This is a genomic window from uncultured Methanobrevibacter sp., assembly GCF_902784195.1.
Lineage (GTDB): Archaea > Methanobacteriota > Methanobacteria > Methanobacteriales > Methanobacteriaceae > Methanobrevibacter.
The window spans coordinates 176,768-192,862 of record NZ_CACZTX010000009.1 but is presented as its reverse complement, the minus strand read 5'-3'; the positions used below and the strand labels follow the sequence as shown (position 1 = coordinate 192,862).

General features: G+C 33.7%; 17 protein-coding genes. 16 read left to right on the top strand and 1 reads right to left on the bottom strand.

All coding sequences use genetic code 11. The annotated features are described in order from the left end of the window. Window positions 1-19: 19 nt before the first annotated feature. From QZU90_RS07915 to QZU90_RS07900, 5 genes are all read left to right on the top strand, one after another. Window positions 20-1,672, top strand: coding sequence for a sodium:solute symporter (locus QZU90_RS07915; RefSeq protein WP_296856541.1), 1,653 nt, complete (start codon window positions 20-22; stop codon window positions 1,670-1,672). Window positions 1,673-1,680: 8 nt separating this feature from the next. Continuing rightward, window positions 1,681-1,794, top strand: coding sequence for a symporter small accessory protein (locus QZU90_RS09660; protein WP_363142481.1), 114 nt, complete (start codon window positions 1,681-1,683; stop codon window positions 1,792-1,794). Between the two features lie 281 nt (window positions 1,795-2,075). Further along, the gene (locus QZU90_RS07910) at window positions 2,076-2,360 is read left to right on the top strand and encodes a PRC-barrel domain-containing protein (RefSeq protein WP_295605581.1); all 285 of its coding nucleotides are present in this window, start codon (window positions 2,076-2,078) and stop codon (window positions 2,358-2,360) included. A 26-nt stretch (window positions 2,361-2,386) separates the two neighbouring features. Continuing rightward, window positions 2,387-2,911 (top strand): orotate phosphoribosyltransferase, encoded by a 525-nt coding sequence (gene pyrE / locus QZU90_RS07905; RefSeq protein WP_295605583.1) that lies wholly within the window; start codon window positions 2,387-2,389, stop codon window positions 2,909-2,911. A 203-nt stretch (window positions 2,912-3,114) separates the two neighbouring features. Continuing rightward, a complete protein-coding gene (locus tag QZU90_RS07900) occupies window positions 3,115-3,612 on the top strand; it encodes a hypothetical protein (protein WP_295605585.1) in 498 nt (165 codons plus the stop codon). 100 nt (window positions 3,613-3,712) lie between these two features. Here QZU90_RS07900 and QZU90_RS07895 read toward each other — a convergent pair whose 3' ends face one another. Beyond that, window positions 3,713-4,231: a molybdenum cofactor biosynthesis protein B gene (locus tag QZU90_RS07895; RefSeq protein ID WP_295605587.1), complete on the bottom strand. Its 519-nt coding sequence runs from the start codon at window positions 4,229-4,231 to the stop codon at window positions 3,713-3,715. Between the two features lie 215 nt (window positions 4,232-4,446). Here QZU90_RS07895 and QZU90_RS07890 point away from each other — a divergent pair, with 215 nt between their 5' ends. The 11 genes from QZU90_RS07890 to QZU90_RS07840 all read left to right on the top strand — a co-directional run bounded on the left by QZU90_RS07890 (window position 4,447) and on the right by QZU90_RS07840 (window position 15,785). Beyond that, the gene (locus QZU90_RS07890; RefSeq protein WP_295605589.1) at window positions 4,447-4,953 is read left to right on the top strand and encodes a ribonuclease VapC; all 507 of its coding nucleotides are present in this window, start codon (window positions 4,447-4,449) and stop codon (window positions 4,951-4,953) included. 18 nt (window positions 4,954-4,971) lie between these two features. Beyond that, window positions 4,972-6,945 carry a DUF2117 domain-containing protein gene (locus QZU90_RS09680; protein WP_394349899.1) on the top strand — a complete coding sequence of 658 codons (1,974 nt, stop codon included), beginning with the start codon at window positions 4,972-4,974 and terminating at the stop codon, window positions 6,943-6,945. A 125-nt stretch (window positions 6,946-7,070) separates the two neighbouring features. Then, the gene (locus QZU90_RS07880) at window positions 7,071-8,066 is read left to right on the top strand and encodes a methanogenesis marker 2 protein (protein ID WP_295605640.1); all 996 of its coding nucleotides are present in this window, start codon (window positions 7,071-7,073) and stop codon (window positions 8,064-8,066) included. 524 nt (window positions 8,067-8,590) lie between these two features. Next, window positions 8,591-9,418 (top strand): amino acid ABC transporter substrate-binding protein, encoded by an 828-nt coding sequence (locus QZU90_RS07875; RefSeq protein ID WP_296856538.1) that lies wholly within the window; start codon window positions 8,591-8,593, stop codon window positions 9,416-9,418. Between the two features lie 233 nt (window positions 9,419-9,651). After that, window positions 9,652-10,305, top strand: coding sequence for an amino acid ABC transporter permease (locus tag QZU90_RS07870; RefSeq protein ID WP_295605593.1), 654 nt, complete (start codon window positions 9,652-9,654; stop codon window positions 10,303-10,305). Window positions 10,306-10,316: 11 nt separating this feature from the next. Beyond that, the gene (locus tag QZU90_RS07865) at window positions 10,317-11,000 is read left to right on the top strand and encodes an amino acid ABC transporter ATP-binding protein (RefSeq protein WP_295605594.1); all 684 of its coding nucleotides are present in this window, start codon (window positions 10,317-10,319) and stop codon (window positions 10,998-11,000) included. Window positions 11,001-11,282: 282 nt separating this feature from the next. Then, the gene (locus QZU90_RS07860) at window positions 11,283-12,836 is read left to right on the top strand and encodes a methanogenesis marker 3 protein (protein WP_296856536.1); all 1,554 of its coding nucleotides are present in this window, start codon (window positions 11,283-11,285) and stop codon (window positions 12,834-12,836) included. Window positions 12,837-12,847: 11 nt separating this feature from the next. Further along, complete coding sequence (locus tag QZU90_RS07855; RefSeq protein WP_295605598.1) at window positions 12,848-13,330, top strand: methanogenesis marker 6 protein; 483 nt, start codon at window positions 12,848-12,850, stop codon at window positions 13,328-13,330. 63 nt (window positions 13,331-13,393) lie between these two features. Further along, a complete protein-coding gene (locus QZU90_RS07850; protein ID WP_295605600.1) occupies window positions 13,394-13,900 on the top strand; it encodes a methanogenesis marker 5 protein in 507 nt (168 codons plus the stop codon). Between the two features lies 1 nt (window position 13,901). After that, window positions 13,902-15,137: a methanogenesis marker 15 protein gene (locus tag QZU90_RS07845; protein ID WP_292787888.1), complete on the top strand. Its 1,236-nt coding sequence runs from the start codon at window positions 13,902-13,904 to the stop codon at window positions 15,135-15,137. An 81-nt stretch (window positions 15,138-15,218) separates the two neighbouring features. Further along, window positions 15,219-15,785 (top strand): methanogenesis marker 17 protein, encoded by a 567-nt coding sequence (locus tag QZU90_RS07840; protein WP_295605603.1) that lies wholly within the window; start codon window positions 15,219-15,221, stop codon window positions 15,783-15,785. Window positions 15,786-16,095: the final 310 nt, after the last annotated feature.

Here is a 16,095-nt window from a genome sequence, read left to right as displayed (position 1 = left end):
TTTATTTAGAGGTTTTTGAATGAATTATTTTTTATTAGGAATAGTTTTTATAGTCTATTTCATTATGGTAGGGTATGTAGGATACCTTGCTTGGAAGAGAACTAATTCCTCTGAAGACTTTATGATTGCAGGTAGGGAAACTCACCCATATATCATGGCATTGAGTTATGGGGCTACTTTTATTTCCACTGCAGCTATTGTCGGTTTTGGAGGAGTTGCAGGTAAGTATGGTATGGGTATACTATGGCTTGTATTCTTGAACATCTTCGTAGGTGTTTTCATCGCATTCGTATTCTTTGGTAAAAGAACTCGTAGAATGGGTAAAAATCTTGGATCTCTCACATTCCCAGAGTTTTTAGGCCGTAGATTCAATAGTAAATTCATACAGTACTTTAGTGGAATTTTAATCTTCTGTGCTATGCCGATTTATGCGGCAGTGGTTCTTATTGGTGCAGCAAGATTTATGGAAAGTTCTTTAATGCTTGACTTTAATTTAGCGCTTTTAGTGCTTGCAGTTGTTATCTGTGCTTACGTATTGTTTGGTGGATTGAAAGGTGTTATGTATACCGATGCATTGCAAGGAACAATCATGTTTGTCGGTATGATAATCTTACTTGTATTCATTTACTGGGTATTAGGTGGTGTTACTGAAGCGAATACCGCATTAACCAATATGGCTCCTCTTTATCCTCCTGATGCTATCGCAGAAGGTGGTACAGGTTGGACAAGTTTCCCAACACTTGGAAGTCCATTCTGGTGGTCTCTTGTAACTACAACCATTATGGGTGTAGGTATCGGTGCATTGGCTCAACCACAGCTTGCAGTAAGATTCATGACTGTAAAATCCAACAAAGAGTTACACAGATCACTTTTAATCGGTGCTATCTTCATTGCTGTAATGACTTGTACTGCTTATATTGTAGGTTCCTTATCCAATGTATACTTCTATCAGAATTTCGGACAGATTGCAATTGATTATGTTGGAGGAAACATGGATTCAATCATTCCAACATTCATTTCAACAGCACTTCCTGAATGGTTTGTATACATTTTCCTATTGTCATTGCTTGCGGCAGCCATGTCCACTTTAAGTTCACAGTATCACACTCAAGGAACTGCATTAGGTCACGATATTGTTGATGCAATCAGAAACAGAGGTGGCTCTGACGAATATACTGCAGAGGAAATTAACAAAAGCGGTGCTGCTGTAGAAGAAAGTAAAATTGGATTTATTTCAGTTAGCCAAGCAGGCATTTTGATAGCAGTTATTCTTTCATTGGTAATAGGTTTAGCATTGCCAGGCAGTATTGTAGCACTCGGTACTTCATTGTTCATGGGATTATGTGCTGCTGCATTCTTGCCGGTTTATTGTGCAGCTTTATTCTGGAAACGTACCACTAAACAAGGTGCAATTGCAGGACTTTTATCCGGTACATTAACAAGTTTATTCTTGCTTGTATTTGTATTTAAGAAAACTGCAACAGGTCTCGGTATTTGTAAACTCATATTCGGTGTAGACATGTTAATCAATACCATGCCTTGGTATACAATTGATGTAATGATTTTTGCTATACCTGTTTCAGCAATATTTACCATTGTAGTAAGTTTGCTTACACAACCAATTGATGAAAAAGTCCTTAACAAATCCTTTGAGGGGATTTCTAAAGAATAGGTGATATTATGATGGTTTTAGGAATTGAAGATCCTTGGATTTGGGGAGCATATGTTTTAATAATTTTAATTACACTTATTTGTGTTGTGTATGGCGCATTAAAATGGAATAGTGAGGATTAATTTAATCCTTATTTTTATTCTTTTTTTATTTTTTTATTTTTCATTCTTTTTTATTTTATTCTCTTTTTTATTTTATTTATAGTTTTTATTTGCATTGATTTTACTTTTTTTACTATTTTTAGATGAATTTTATATTTTTTATCATTTGTTCTTGTTTTTAGCTTGTTTTCATTTAATTTTTCAAAATATTTATTAATTGATTTAAATAAAAAGAATATTGTTTATAATAAGAAATTTTTCAATTAGAATAATTATCGAACTTATTTTCGGAGAGAGTTTTTATGAGAATAGTTAAGGAATTAGTCGGTAAAGAGGTTTTAGGCAATGACATAATTAGTATGGGAAAAGTTGTTGATGTTGACGTTGACCTTGATGATAATGCCATAGAATCCATTATCGTATCTAAAGGAGGAATTCAAGAATCTTTAAACATCAGTAAAAGTGAATTGGTCATTCCTTTCGATATGATTAATAAAATTGGGGACAAGATTATTTTGAAAGATGTTTTTGATGAAGACCTCGCTCAAATGGAAGATGAAATTGAAGATTTGAAAAGTCAATTATAAGTCATTTTTACATAGTTGTGAGTACAATGGTTACAAAAGAGTATTTGATTGAAATATTAAAGGAAAATAAGGTATTTGAAGAAGGTGATTTCACTCTTGCTTCCGGTAAGAAAAGCAATTATTATGTCAATATGAAAAGAGCCATTACCGAACCGGAAATATTGTCAACAATAGCTAAATTAATCAATGAGGAGATTGATGATGACATTGATAAGATTGCAGGCCCTGCATTAGGTGCTGTTCCTATAGCAACTGCTGTTTCACTTGAATCAGGAAAACCTCTCTTAATGATTAGAAAAGAGAAAAAAGGTTACGGAACTTCAAAATTGATTGAAGGAAATTTGATTGAGGGTGACAATGTAATCCTTGTTGAAGATGTTACCACTACTGGCGGATCTTTATTAAAAGCAATAAATGCAATACTTGATAATGGTGGAGTAGTTAAAAAAGCATTTGTTGTTGTTGACAGGGAAGAAGGTGCAATGGAGACCTTTGCAAATGAAGGAATCACTCTTGAACCATTAATTTCCGTAAGCGAATTTTTTGAATAATTAATTTTAAATAATGATTGTTTTTTCATTATAGATTTTAATCTATTTTTTTATTTTTTTATTTTATTTTTTATTTCATTCTTTTTCAATCATTTTCATTTCTTTTTTATCTTTTTAATCTTCATATGTTAATCTAATTAAGTATATATTCTAAAATTGATAGAGATATAATTGAAATTAGTAAAACTTATTCTGGTGTCAATATGAAGATAATTAATTTAATGGTTGTTACATTGATAGTTCTAATCGTAGCCATTGGTTCTGTTTGTGCAGGAACTGATGATGGTCTTCTTTCTGATGGCGATGATTTCGATGAAGATAATGAAGACGATTTTGACCTTGATGATGATGGCGATGACGATGACAATGATGATGATTTAGACGATGAAGATAATGATGGTGAGGATGATTCGGATGATGATTTAGGCGATGAAGATAATGATGATGATTCTGATGAAGATTTGGATGATGAAGATGAATCATTTGAAGAAGAATTCGATGGGGAATTTGATGGAGAATTTACAGCATTATCTGCTGGATTCGATATTTCAAGTGCAAAGGGCATGAATGGTGAAATGGCATCAAATTCTGCTGGAGGTTCTCAAAATAGCTCAGATTTAAGCCCTAAAGCTGGAAATCCTATTGGTGTCTTATTATTGTCTTTATTGTTTTTAATAGTGATTCCATTAAGAAATAGATAATCTATTTCTTTTGGAAACTAATTTTTTACTTATTTTAAAAAAATATTATTTAAACTTATTTTCAACTTTTTTTTTTAAAAAATTATTAAATATTTAAATCTTATTTTGTGGCATGCTTTTTCAAGTGACCTAGTTCATCAATTATGATTCCAAGACCAGTCTTCACTGCATTTGGAGAGCCAGGCATTGCAAATATCATGGTTTTTCTATAGATTCCTGCAGTTGCTCTTGACAATAGTGATCCTGCTCCTAATTCCTCATAGGAAATGGCTCTGAATATTTCTCCAAATCCCTTGATTTCCTTTTCAAAGAGAGGTTCTATTGTTTCAATGGTGATGTCCCTTGATTCAAGTCCTGTTCCACCAGTTGTAATGATAACTTCTATTCCGTTATCAATCATTTCCTCAATAGTGTTTCTTAAGGTGTCCATTTCATCAGGAATAATTGCGTAAGCATCAACGTCATATTTTTTAGCCAATTCCTCTTTTAAGTATTTTCCAGATAAGTCCTTTTCTTCCCCTTCCTTGTCATTGGAAAATCTATCACTGAGAGTGATTACACCACAGGATACTTTTATTGGTGCTTTCTTTTTATGCAATTCCATAGTTTCGCTTTTCATAAGATTACTTCCGTTTAATTATTTTTAATAAAATTCCTTAGTTTTTTTTAAATTGATATATTTCATATTAATTTTTATTAATTTCATATAAAATATTTTTTATAATTTATTGAATTTTTCATTAAACTTCAATGTCCATATTGCAGTTTCATAGGTTAAAGTTTCATAAATTAGTATCATTAAGTTTATTTATATAAAATATAAATATATTTATCATGAATGATTTATTTTATATCTTGGATGCATCTGCATTTATCAATGGCTTTGAACCAAAAAGCCAATTTAACTTCACTGTTTCTGAGATAACTGATGAAGTTAAGGACTTGAAATCCAAGATATTGTTAGATCAAGCTATTGAAGAAGGAAAAATAATAATAAAAGAGCCAAAAGAAGAGTTTATTAAAGAATTGAATGAAATAATCTCCAAATCTGGAGATGACTTGCGTTTATCCGAAGCGGATAAAAAGTTATTGGCTCTAGCTTTAGACTTGAAGGAAGAGAATGAAAACATTAAGGTTTTAACCGATGATTATTCAATGCAGAATGTTTTGAAAATCATTGATATTCCATATGGCAGCATAATTACTGAAGGGATAAAGGGAATATACAATTGGGTTAAAACATGTGAAGGATGCAAGAAGGAGTTTGATGCAGATTATCCTTTCGATGATTGTGAAATATGCGGGTCTAAAGTTTTTAAAAGAAGAATAAAAACCTATTAAACTGTATTTGGTGTGAATATGGAAATTGGTGTTGTAGTACATGGTCCAGGAATAGTTGATTCCGGATGGGCCGAAAAGATTATTGATATCCTATCTAATTTTGGTAATGTCAGTTGTCGTTTAGGAGGAACAATGGGCAGAACAGCAGTTATTGATGCTGGATTGGAGGATGTCATTGACATATCATTAAAATTATTGCCTAGTCAATCATTGGAGTTGTTCAACAGGGAACATGCTGATGTCATTTTCCTATTGAATTATGGAAAATCCCCTGAAACTGGACGTGTTTTTGGGTATAAAGTGTTTACTCATTATTTCAAACAGATTTCCAATGAGGATTTCTTGGCTACCAATCATAAGCCATTGTATGAATCAAGCATTCCGGTTATTCAGATAGAAAGACCTGGGGAGGAAGATGGTGCAATCATCAGCTGGAATGTGGTTTTAAACGAACAATTGGCTAAAAGCAAAAAGAGCAAAAGGGCACGTTTAGGCTTAGGCGATAAGAACATGCTTGAATCTCTTTCATTTAGCTTTGAAGAATTGTTTGATGGCTTAAAGGCAGCTTTGGATTTAATTGAAGTCACACCTGAAGAAGTTGTTTCAGACTATTTCTCAAACAATCAGGAAAGCGAAGATGAAAAATCCATTGAAAACTTATTGCAATCCTATGATGATTATGAAACCAGCCATTACACTTACCGTAAGATTCATGGTGTAAGCCCTGATGAGAATATCTTCATTAATGGAATTGTTGTTGGATATTCCAATGCAGATTCAATTGTCCTGATTGCACGTGATGGAATGATTGTAGACATTATCAACGGTACCATAAAATATCATGGTCTGGAAAAATTAGGGCCAGTTGATTTGGAAAGGATTATTGTGAAAACAGGATTGCTAAGAAAATCTGAGGACGTTAATCCGAGGATATTGTCTCATAATGATATTTATGTAAAGGATACTGAAAGAAATCTTTATTCCGGTGAAATTTCTGAGGATGAGTATTCATTTAAAGTGGCTTATGTGGATCATGCCGCTTATGACATTTATAAATTCAAGGACTTTGACTTGGTTGTTACAATTGGTGATGACACTTCATTGGTCGCTTCTGACATTTTGTACAGATTCAATATCCCAATCATTGGTATCATTGATGGAGATTTGGATAAGGTTGTTGAAAACGGTTTTGTCAATGAAAAATCAATATTCATTGAAGTCGCTTCCGGTTTTGATGATATTGTCGGCCAATACATCAATGAGGAAATATTCATGTCAAAGGACACTTTTGAAATGCCTTTTGATGAGGAAGCCAATTCTGTAGAAGAGTTTAAAAATGCAATATTCAATGTCTTCAAGGGGCTTGTGATTGAGAAGGTAAAGGATATCGTTCCAAGTTTCGTAGAGAAGGATTGCGATTATAATGTAATTGATTCTTATCATGAGGTTGTTGATGAGAATCCTGAGCTTGTGGAAAATCTGGATGAGTTTATTGATGGATTTGAATATGAGTCCTTTGAGGAAGGGGAAGAAGTTTATTTGGATGAAAATTATGATTCTCCACTTGAAGAGGAATATACTGATGATGATTTTGAGGAACTTTCAGATGCTCAACTTGAAGAACTGTTAGTTGAACATGGGTCTGGTGAATACGAAGAAGTCTATTTCGATGAAGAGATTTATCTTGATGATGAGGCCTATCCTGATGAAGAGGATGCCATTTATTATGATGAAGTTCCATTTGAAGAAACTGCCGATGAGCCTTTAGTTGAGGAGATCTATGTTGATCATGATGAGGAAGTCATTTATGAAGATGTTCCTGTTGAAGAGGTTTATTTAGATGAAAATATAAATGAGGTTTCTCCAGAAGAGCCTGTTGATGAAGTGTCTGTTGATGAAGATGCAGATGAGGCTGATGGATGGGCTGAATATATTGAAGAGGAATTTGGAGAGTCTATTGAACAGTCAGAGGATGAAAACAAACAGGATTAACTTTTTGATTTAATTTATTAAATATTTTTCTTAAAATTATTTTATTATTTAATTTAATTATCATTTAATTCAATTATTATTTAAATTCAATTATTATTTCAATTCAATTATTTTAAATTATTTTTATTATTAAAGGTGTAATGATGGATTTTGAAGAACTTGTTAAATCACTTCAGGAATTTGTAGGAGTCAGCCGTAAGAATTTCATTGAGAAAGTTACAAAAACCTTAGGTGAAGTTTATAATATCTCCGGCGAAGTCCTTCTTGATTTTGGAGATGATGCTTCAGCTATTGACATTGGAAACAATAAGGTTATATTGCTTGCAGCAGATGGGATTTGGGGCCAATTGATGAGTGTAAATCCTTATTGGGCAGGTTATTGTTCAGTGCTTGTAAATGTTAATGATATTGCTGCTATGGGTGGAAAGCCAATAGCTATGGTGAATACAATGTCCATTTTCGATGATGAGATTTATGATGATCTTCTTCAAGGAATTGTGGATGGATGCAAGAAGTTCAATGTCCCTATGGTTGGTGGACACCTTCACCCTGATTCCGAATTCAATTCATTGGATGTGGCTATTGCAGGGATTGCTAAGAAGGATTCATTGATAACTTCTGCAGGTGCGAGTGTTGGTGATAAGGTCCTTATAGCTATTGATACTGATGGAAGGCAACATCCCCAATTTGCTTTAAATTGGGACACTACCTATGAAAAGGATGACAAGTTGGTTCAAGATCAAATAAAGGTCATGCAGGAAATTGCAGAAGCGCATCTTCCTACAGCTGGAAAGGATATCAGTAATCCGGGAACATTAGGCACTTTAGAGATGCTTCTTGAGGCATCTGGTGTAGGTGCTTGCGTTAACCTTGATTTGATTCCAAGAAATCCTGATGTCTCTTGGGAAGATTGGTTAAGGGCTTATCCTGGAGCAGCTTTTGTATTGACTGCCAAAGAGGAAAACTGCCAAGAGATCATTGATACTTTAACTCCATATTCATTTGAAGTTGCTGTTGTTGGTGATGTGATAGAAGAGAAAGTTCTTTATTTGGAACATGGCGATGAAAGAGCAGTTTTATTCTCTCAGGAAAAGAATCCTGTATTGAAAATGAATGAATAAATTAATTTTTTCAATTTCAAATTTTTTTTAATTTTTTCTAATATTTTTTTAATCCTATTTTTTTTAATTTTTTCTAATATTTTTTTTAATCCTATTTTTTTAACTTTTTCATTATTTTAATTAATTGTTATTTATTTTGCTTATAATAACGTAATTATTCTTTATTTTCTTTTTATTTGATTCATTGCCCTTTAAAATTTTCATTTTTCCAAACATTTTCTTTTGTTTTTATTATATGAAACAGATTTTTACTATAATTTCTATTTTTATTAAAAAATTTTATCATATTGTTTTATAATTTTTATTAAAAATTATTCATTTTCTAATTTAATAAAACTTAAACATTATTTATTATTTTTTGCTTTTATTAGTCATAACTTGCATTTTTGACTCTATTTTTAATATTTTTTTGATTAAATGACACTATTTTATATAATATGATTTTCTTAAATAATTATGTAGATTAGATTTTTTTATTTATCTAATTTATAATATATTATAAATTAAAAATATTTGGTGTAAATATGAATAAAAAAATAGGAATTATATTAGGGGCTGCATTATTAGTCTTCTTATTAATCGGTGCTTCCAGCGCAGGTTTCTTTGATTTTTTAGGTGGCGATCAAGCAGCTACTGATAACGATGACAGCACTTTAGTTGTTGGTTTCGACGCAGAATTCCCTCCATACGGATACAAAGATGACAGTGGGGAATATGTTGGATTTGACTTAGACTTAGCTCAAGAAGTTTGTGACAGAAATAACTGGACTTTAGTAAAACAACCAATAGACTGGGACGCTAAAGACAGTGAATTAGACTCTGGTTCAATCGACTGTATTTGGAACGGATTTACCATCAACGGTAGAGAAAACGATTACACCTGGTCTGAACCATACATTGACAACAAACAAGTTATTGTTGTAAAAACTGATTCCGGTATCGACGATTTAGATGACTTAAAAGGTAAAATCGTAGAAACCCAAAAAGATTCCTCTGCATTAGCAGCTCTTGAAGGAGATCAAAAACCTTTAGCAGACACCTTTGATTCCTTAACTCAAATTGCTGATTATAACACTGCATTCATGGACTTAGAATCCGGTGCTTGTGACGCAGTTGCAATCGATATTGGTGTAGCTCAATACCAAATCAGCCAAAAAGGCAGTGACCAATACAAAATATTAGATGAAGAAATCTCTTCTGAACAATATGGTGTAGGTTTCAAAAAAGGTAATGAAGAATTAAGAGACCAAATCCAAGCTACTTTAGACGAAATGTTTGAAGACGGAACCGTTGCAAAAATCGCACAAAAATACGATGAATTTGGTGTTCCAGGTTCTCTTATTCAAAAATAAGTGATATATTCTTAGTTTATGCATAATTCGTTATGTATAAACTTTTTTTATTATTTTTCCTATTTTTTAAATTTAAATAAATTATTTGATTTACAATGATGTTTTGAATAATTTATTTAAATTTATTTAATTAAAAATAATTAATTTGATTTAAGCAATATGACTTAATTAATTAATGATTATTTGTTAAACGATTAATTTTAAATTTATTTTTTTATGTTTGGAGAATTTAAATGTTATTGAGTAAAATTTTAGAAGAATTATTATGGGGTATGGGAACCTCCATAGAAATATTCTTGCTTACATTGTTATTTTCAATTCCTCTTGGTTTAGCTGTAGCTGCAGGAAGAATGAGTAGCTTTAAGCCATTGCAATGGTTTATGAAAGCATATATTTCAATTATGAGAGGTACTCCATTGATGCTGCAATTGATTGTGGTGTTCTTTGGACCATACTATATTTTCGGAATGAGTCTCTCAAGAGATTTCAGGATGATTGCAGTTATCATTGCATTTACCATTAACTATGCAGCATACTTTGCAGAAATCTTCCGTGGAGGAATCGAATCCATTCCAAATGGTCAGTATGAAGCTGCACAAGTATTGGGTTATAATAGATTAGAGACATTCTTTATCATTATCCTGCCACAAGTAATCAAGATTGTGCTTCCTTCAATTACAAATGAGGTCATTACATTGGTAAAAGACACTTCTCTTTCATTCGTTCTTGCAATTCCAGAAATGTTCACAGTTGCAAAACAGATTGCAGCTGCTGAAGCATCCATCTCAGCATTGCTGATTGCAGGTGTTTTCTATTATGTATTCAATGCATTAGTGGCATTTATAATGGAACGCTTTGAAAAGAGATTGGATTATTATGATACATAGGGAGAGATATCATGAGTTTATTGGAAGTTAAAAATCTAAAGAAAAGTTTTGGTGACAATGTAGTATTAAAGGATATCTCTTTTAATGTTGAAAAGGGAGAAGTGTTATCCATTATTGGGCCATCTGGATCTGGTAAGTCTACATTGCTCAGATGCATTACAGATTTGGAAACTGAAGACAGCGGAGAGATCAATTTTGATGGAACCTTCGGTTTGGTGTTCCAGAATTTCAATCTGTTCCCACATCATTCTGTAATGAAGAATATTGCAAATGCACCTATAAGGGTTCAAAAAAGAGATAAAGAAGAAGTTTACGCTCATGCAAGAGACTTGCTTAAAAAGATGGGTCTTGAAGATAAGGAAGATGCATATCCTTCTGAGCTCTCTGGTGGACAGCAGCAAAGGGTATCCATTGCAAGGGCACTTTGTATGAATCCGGACATTCTGTTCTTTGATGAACCTACTTCTGCACTTGACCCTGAGCTTACTGGTGAGATTTTGCAGGTAATCAAGGATTTGGCTGCAGAGCATATGACAATGGTAATTGTTACCCACGAGATGAACTTCGCTCGTAATGTGTCTGATACCATCATTTTCATGGATGGTGGAGTCATTGTAGAGCAGGGATCACCTGAAGAGGTATTCTCATCAGACAACCAAAGAATGAAAGATTTCTTAGGTAAATTCTATGAATAGATAGAATTTACTTTTTTCTATTTTTTTTAAAAATTTTTTATTATTTTTCTCTTTTTTTATTCCATTTTTTAAATAGGATTTTTAATATTTATTGTACTATTTTTATTATTCTAAATTTATTTAAAAACTGTTTTATATTATTAAAAATATACATATATTTAATTTATAAAATAGGGATATTTTTTTTAATTTTTTACTTATTGAATTTATCTTATTTTATAATATTGTTAAAATTTTAACATTAGATAATAATTATTATTTATTGAAAAAAGAGGCAAGCCTATGCTAATTAAAATTAATGGAGAAGATGTGGATATTCCTGAAGGTTCTACCATCAAGGATGCAATTGAAATCTCAAATGCTCCTTACAAGAAAGGAAGTATCGTTTGTCTTATCAAGGGAGAAAGCGAAATACAAAGCAATATCCTTAAATATAAGATCAAAACACCTAAGGGAAGTATTCTCATTGAATTGGAAGTTTCTGAAAAATCACAACCTTTAACTGATTTCTTCAAGGAAAACTATTCTCAGTTTATCTCTAATAATGTTCGTTGGGAAACATCTAATGAAGTGGCTATAGGTCCTGTAAGCTCTAATTTTGAACCTTCACATGACGAATTTGCATATTTCGACAATGAGGTCCTGATTAGCTTATCTGGATTTTCAAATGATGCCACTCATATAATCTTTGTCAAGGATGACCACAAGAACGTTTACGGTGTTCCAAAATACAGTGACCGTGGAGTCTTTGCAAGGGTTATAGGTGGAAGAAAAACTTTGTTCTCCCTTACTGATGATGATGAAATCCTAGCTATTGAACCTGTAATTGAGCGCAGTACAGTTAGAGAGAGCACTGGCGGTTCAAACTTGGATGAAGTCTTGGAGGAAGGAAATCAATTGTTCACCTATGTTCTTTTTGAACCTAACTTCAATTCCCCTAAATCTGTTGAACACTTGTTTTCACTCATTAGGAATGACAAGATAGAAGTCAGCTTCGAATCCAACTCATTTGTAGGGTTCTATGAATTGACTGGTTTAACTAAGGAGAAGGAAGAGATCACTGAACGTAAAAGAGGAACAGTTACCTTGAGAAATGATGGATTCGGTAAAGGTAGAGTTTATATTTATAGAGAAGACAGAGTAAGAGCTGAAACCCACACCAATTTAGCTACCGTCAAGCAAGGTATGGAATTGTTTGACATAGCTAAAGAAGGGGATTTCATCACTGTAAGAAGCAACCCTGACAGAATCATGCTTATGATGATGACTCAAAAAGAGGCGGAAGAAAAACTCGCATCTTTAGGCATCACTCATGTAAGAACTGGCAATGAGGATGATGATGCAATTGTCGTGACCCAAGAGCCTGAAAGCACTGTTGGCATCATAGAAGCTGGTGAAGTGATTACCTTTGGTCTTGCAAGCGATGAGCTCTTGAAAGTCAAGTTAACCGATAAGGCTCCAAGAACCAGATGGTATCTTGAGAAAATCACTGGTCTTGCAGAAAAGCCAGTTGGAACATTGAAGGTTTACTTTGCAGTGCCTGACATGAACATGTTCATGTTCAATGGTGATAACGATGAATCCAAGGGACTTATTCCTGAAAACAATCCAACTGACCTTATGAAAGCTGGAGAGATAGGTGTAACAAACATGTCCAAGAAGAATGTGGGACTTGTCGGTATAAGAACCATTGACACCACTGATTTCGGACCTACCGGTGAGCCTTTCTCAGCTACAAACGTTGTCGGTGAAGTTGTTGGAAACATTGAAGGCTTGAACAAGCTTAAAGATGGAAGCACTCTTTATATTCATGAAGTATACGAGGATGAGGAATAGGAGGAATGATTATGCCTGCAAATTTATGTATAACTCCAGATTTAGGTAAAGAGGATATGGATCCAGAAGTTTCAACAAGGATGATCATTTTAAGTTCAAAGGCAAATGTAAGTGAAAGTGAGGTAGTGAACTTCCTCCATATGTTGAATTTGCCTATTACAATCAAATGGACTTGTTATGGGGCTATGATTAGTGGAAAAGATGAATATGTGAGAGAAGCTATTCGTGAACTCCGTAAATTAGACCCTTATGGAATTTTTACAAAGGAAAGAGGTTTTGCTCCTGGTGACCCAAGAAGATGCAGAGGTCACAGATACGGACCAAGAGAAGGTTTCCACCAAATGGAAAAGGAATTTAAGATTCTTGATTATGTTGGAGAAGCTTTAAAGAATCCTAAGGAAGTTGTAATTGAGAAAAAGGAACCTGTTTCTGTTGATTACTTCAAAGAGATTTTACAAGAAGAAGAAAATAAAAAAGAGGATGATAAACAATAAGAAAACTTTTTAAATGGGATTGTTTGCAAAAAGTTTTCTTGATTATATTAAGAGGATGATATTATGGTAAAAGTAGCTATTTATCCACCAAATTCATTGGTTCTAGCTGACTTGATTGAGAGAAAAGGCCACACTCCTTTAGCTCTTCAAAAACAAATAAGACAAAAGATTAAAGATCCGGAGATTGATTCTCCTCCAATGAACATTACAGAAGAAGATCCGATTAATGGATTGAAATATGCAGCTATTGAAGTGCCTTCAGGGGTCAGAGGAAGAATGTCCATTATTGGACCTCTTATAGATGCAGCAGAAGCAGCAATCATTGTTGATGGAGCTCCATTTGGTTTTGGTTGTGTAGGATGTGCAAGAACAAACGAATTATCAATTTTCTGTTTACGTAAAAAAGACATACCTGTCTTGGAAGTCACATACCCTGATGATGAGGATGGAACAAGACTAATGGTAAATCAAATCATGGAATTCCTTGATTCCTTGCCTGGAGGCGGGGGAGACTTGGAAGGAGAAAGTGATGTTTTAGGTGAACCTATTGCAAATAAAGGAGGAAAATAATATGGTACAGATTGCATTGGTTTCCTGTGGTACTGAATACAGTGGTATCCAAAAGGAAATCGAAAAGGCAGCTTTAAAATTTGGAGCTGAAATTATTCTTCCTGAAATTGATTTGGATTACATAAATGAAGCTTATGAAAAATTCGGTTTCTCTGCTCAAAGTTCAAGCTTAAAGCTTATGATTGCAAGAGCCATGTCTATTGTAGAAGGAAAGTGCAAGCCTGATGCAGTATTCATTGCTACCTGTTTCAGATGTGCAGAAGGTGCATTGGTCAGAAACGAAGTAAGACGTTTCATCCAGAACAATACACGTATTCCGGTAGTAACATATTCCTTCACTGAAAGGACAAAAGCAGATGAATTATTCATCCGTATGGAAGCATTGGCCACCACTGTTACACGTAGAAGCATTCTTGCACGTGAAAAGCAAGAAGGACTTACCCTTGGACTTGACTCAGGTTCAACAACTACAAAAGCTGTTCTTATGGAAAACAACAAGGTTATCGGAACCGGTTGGACTTCCACAAAAGACATCATTGCATCTGCTCAAACTGCAGCTGCAGAGGCATTTGAAGGAACTGGCTACAAATGGGATGATGTTGATGGTATAGGAACTACCGGTTACGGTAGATTCACTATGGGTCAGGAATTTGGAGCTGAACTTATCCAAGAGGAATTGTCTGTAAACGCAAAAGGTGCAGTATACTTGGCTGATTGTCAAAAAGGTGAAGCTACCGTACTCGATATCGGTGGTATGGACAACAAGGTAATTACCGTAAACAATGGTATTCCGGACAACTTCACCATGGGTGGTATCTGTGCAGGTGCATCTGGTAGATTCTTGGACATGACTTCAAGAAGATTGGATGTGGACATTACAGAGCTTGGTCCACTTGCAGTGCAAGGGGACTGGAGAAAAGCTATGCTTAACTCCTACTGTATTGTATTCGGTATTCAAGACTTGGTTACCACTCTTGCTGCTGGAGGATCTAAGGCAGATGTAGCAGCTGCTGCATGTCACTCCGTATCTGAACAAGTTTATGAACAGCAATTGCAGGAAATTGACATTCGTGAACCTTTAATCCAAGTAGGTGGAACCAGTTTGATTTCAGGACTTGTTGAAGCGGTAAGTGAAACTTTAGGTGGAATTGAAGTTATCGTGCCAGAATACTCACAGCATATTGGTGCAGTAGGTGCAGCATTGCTTGTATCTGGTATGGGAAATAGGCATGAATAAATAATTTGTGATTGGATTTAAATTTTAAAATATTTTTATCCCCTTTTCATTTTTATTTATTATTTTAAGTAGAGTGATTATATGTATATTGAATCAAATGACCCTGAAGGAGCAAAAGTCTACGATATGATCATCAGACAAATCTTGCAGGATTTGGTCTTACCTCCTTCCATTGATGACATGCGCGCTTATGTCAATCCGGATGAGGTATGCTTCATCATTGCTATAAAGATGAGAAAGACTTCCAAGCACATTACCTTAAAGGAAGTCGCTAAAGTAAATTATGAAGCGGAAGATGATACAACAGTTGTCTTGATAGATGATGAAAATTATCTTCCAAACATCTTAAAAACCCTTTGGAATACTAATGGTAGAGAAAATGTCCATCAGCCAAGCAGATATGTCATTCACATGAAAGGAGAGCATGAAGTGTCTGATTTGGTAGTGGATGACCCTCATGAGAACCTTAAGCGAAGAATCTATGATGCAATATTCAGAATAGTTCCTGAAGGATTCAAGATAATGAAGGACATTTCCCGTGATGATATCGTTTCTGTTATAGCTACTGATGAGCTCATTAAGGATGAATGGGTTGAAAAGGCTGAAGGATATATTGTTGAATTGAACACTCCTAAGACATGGGATTAAATTTAATTCATATGATTGATTAAATCTTTTTAGATTTAATCCATTTATTTTTTTAAATCATTAAATTTTCATTTTTTATAGGGTTGTTTTAATTTTTTGTCCAATTTTTCATTAATTTTTTAAAACGGTTCGTAATTTTCAATAGTTTGTTCGTATATGTTAGAAACAAATAGGAAGCTTTAAATACTATATTGTTAATAACAATAGTTATAAGTTTAAGCGTAAATGAATGAATATAATGAATAAATTTTGTAAATTGTAGTGGGATTAAATTAAAATTGGAGAAAAAATTAAGTTAATTGAATGACTA

What these genes read in the sequence shown, in the direction of transcription:
- QZU90_RS07915 (WP_296856541.1), top strand. Translation starts at nt 20, where the DNA reads ATGAATTATTTTTTATTAGGAATAGTTTTTATAGTCTATTTCATTATG.
- QZU90_RS09660 (WP_363142481.1), top strand. Translation starts at nt 1,681, where the DNA reads ATGATGGTTTTAGGAATTGAAGATCCTTGGATTTGGGGAGCATATGTT.
- QZU90_RS07910 (WP_295605581.1), top strand. Translation starts at nt 2,076, where the DNA reads ATGAGAATAGTTAAGGAATTAGTCGGTAAAGAGGTTTTAGGCAATGAC.
- pyrE (WP_295605583.1), top strand. Translation starts at nt 2,387, where the DNA reads ATGGTTACAAAAGAGTATTTGATTGAAATATTAAAGGAAAATAAGGTA.
- QZU90_RS07900 (WP_295605585.1), top strand. Translation starts at nt 3,115, where the DNA reads ATGAAGATAATTAATTTAATGGTTGTTACATTGATAGTTCTAATCGTA.
- QZU90_RS07895 (WP_295605587.1), bottom strand. Translation starts at nt 4,231, where the DNA reads ATGAAAAGCGAAACTATGGAATTGCATAAAAAGAAAGCACCAATAAAA.
- QZU90_RS07890 (WP_295605589.1), top strand. Translation starts at nt 4,447, where the DNA reads ATGAATGATTTATTTTATATCTTGGATGCATCTGCATTTATCAATGGC.
- QZU90_RS09680 (WP_394349899.1), top strand. Translation starts at nt 4,972, where the DNA reads ATGGAAATTGGTGTTGTAGTACATGGTCCAGGAATAGTTGATTCCGGA.
- QZU90_RS07875 (WP_296856538.1), top strand. Translation starts at nt 8,591, where the DNA reads ATGAATAAAAAAATAGGAATTATATTAGGGGCTGCATTATTAGTCTTC.
- QZU90_RS07870 (WP_295605593.1), top strand. Translation starts at nt 9,652, where the DNA reads ATGTTATTGAGTAAAATTTTAGAAGAATTATTATGGGGTATGGGAACC.
- QZU90_RS07865 (WP_295605594.1), top strand. Translation starts at nt 10,317, where the DNA reads ATGAGTTTATTGGAAGTTAAAAATCTAAAGAAAAGTTTTGGTGACAAT.
- QZU90_RS07860 (WP_296856536.1), top strand. Translation starts at nt 11,283, where the DNA reads ATGCTAATTAAAATTAATGGAGAAGATGTGGATATTCCTGAAGGTTCT.
- QZU90_RS07855 (WP_295605598.1), top strand. Translation starts at nt 12,848, where the DNA reads ATGCCTGCAAATTTATGTATAACTCCAGATTTAGGTAAAGAGGATATG.
- QZU90_RS07850 (WP_295605600.1), top strand. Translation starts at nt 13,394, where the DNA reads ATGGTAAAAGTAGCTATTTATCCACCAAATTCATTGGTTCTAGCTGAC.
- QZU90_RS07845 (WP_292787888.1), top strand. Translation starts at nt 13,902, where the DNA reads ATGGTACAGATTGCATTGGTTTCCTGTGGTACTGAATACAGTGGTATC.
- QZU90_RS07840 (WP_295605603.1), top strand. Translation starts at nt 15,219, where the DNA reads ATGTATATTGAATCAAATGACCCTGAAGGAGCAAAAGTCTACGATATG.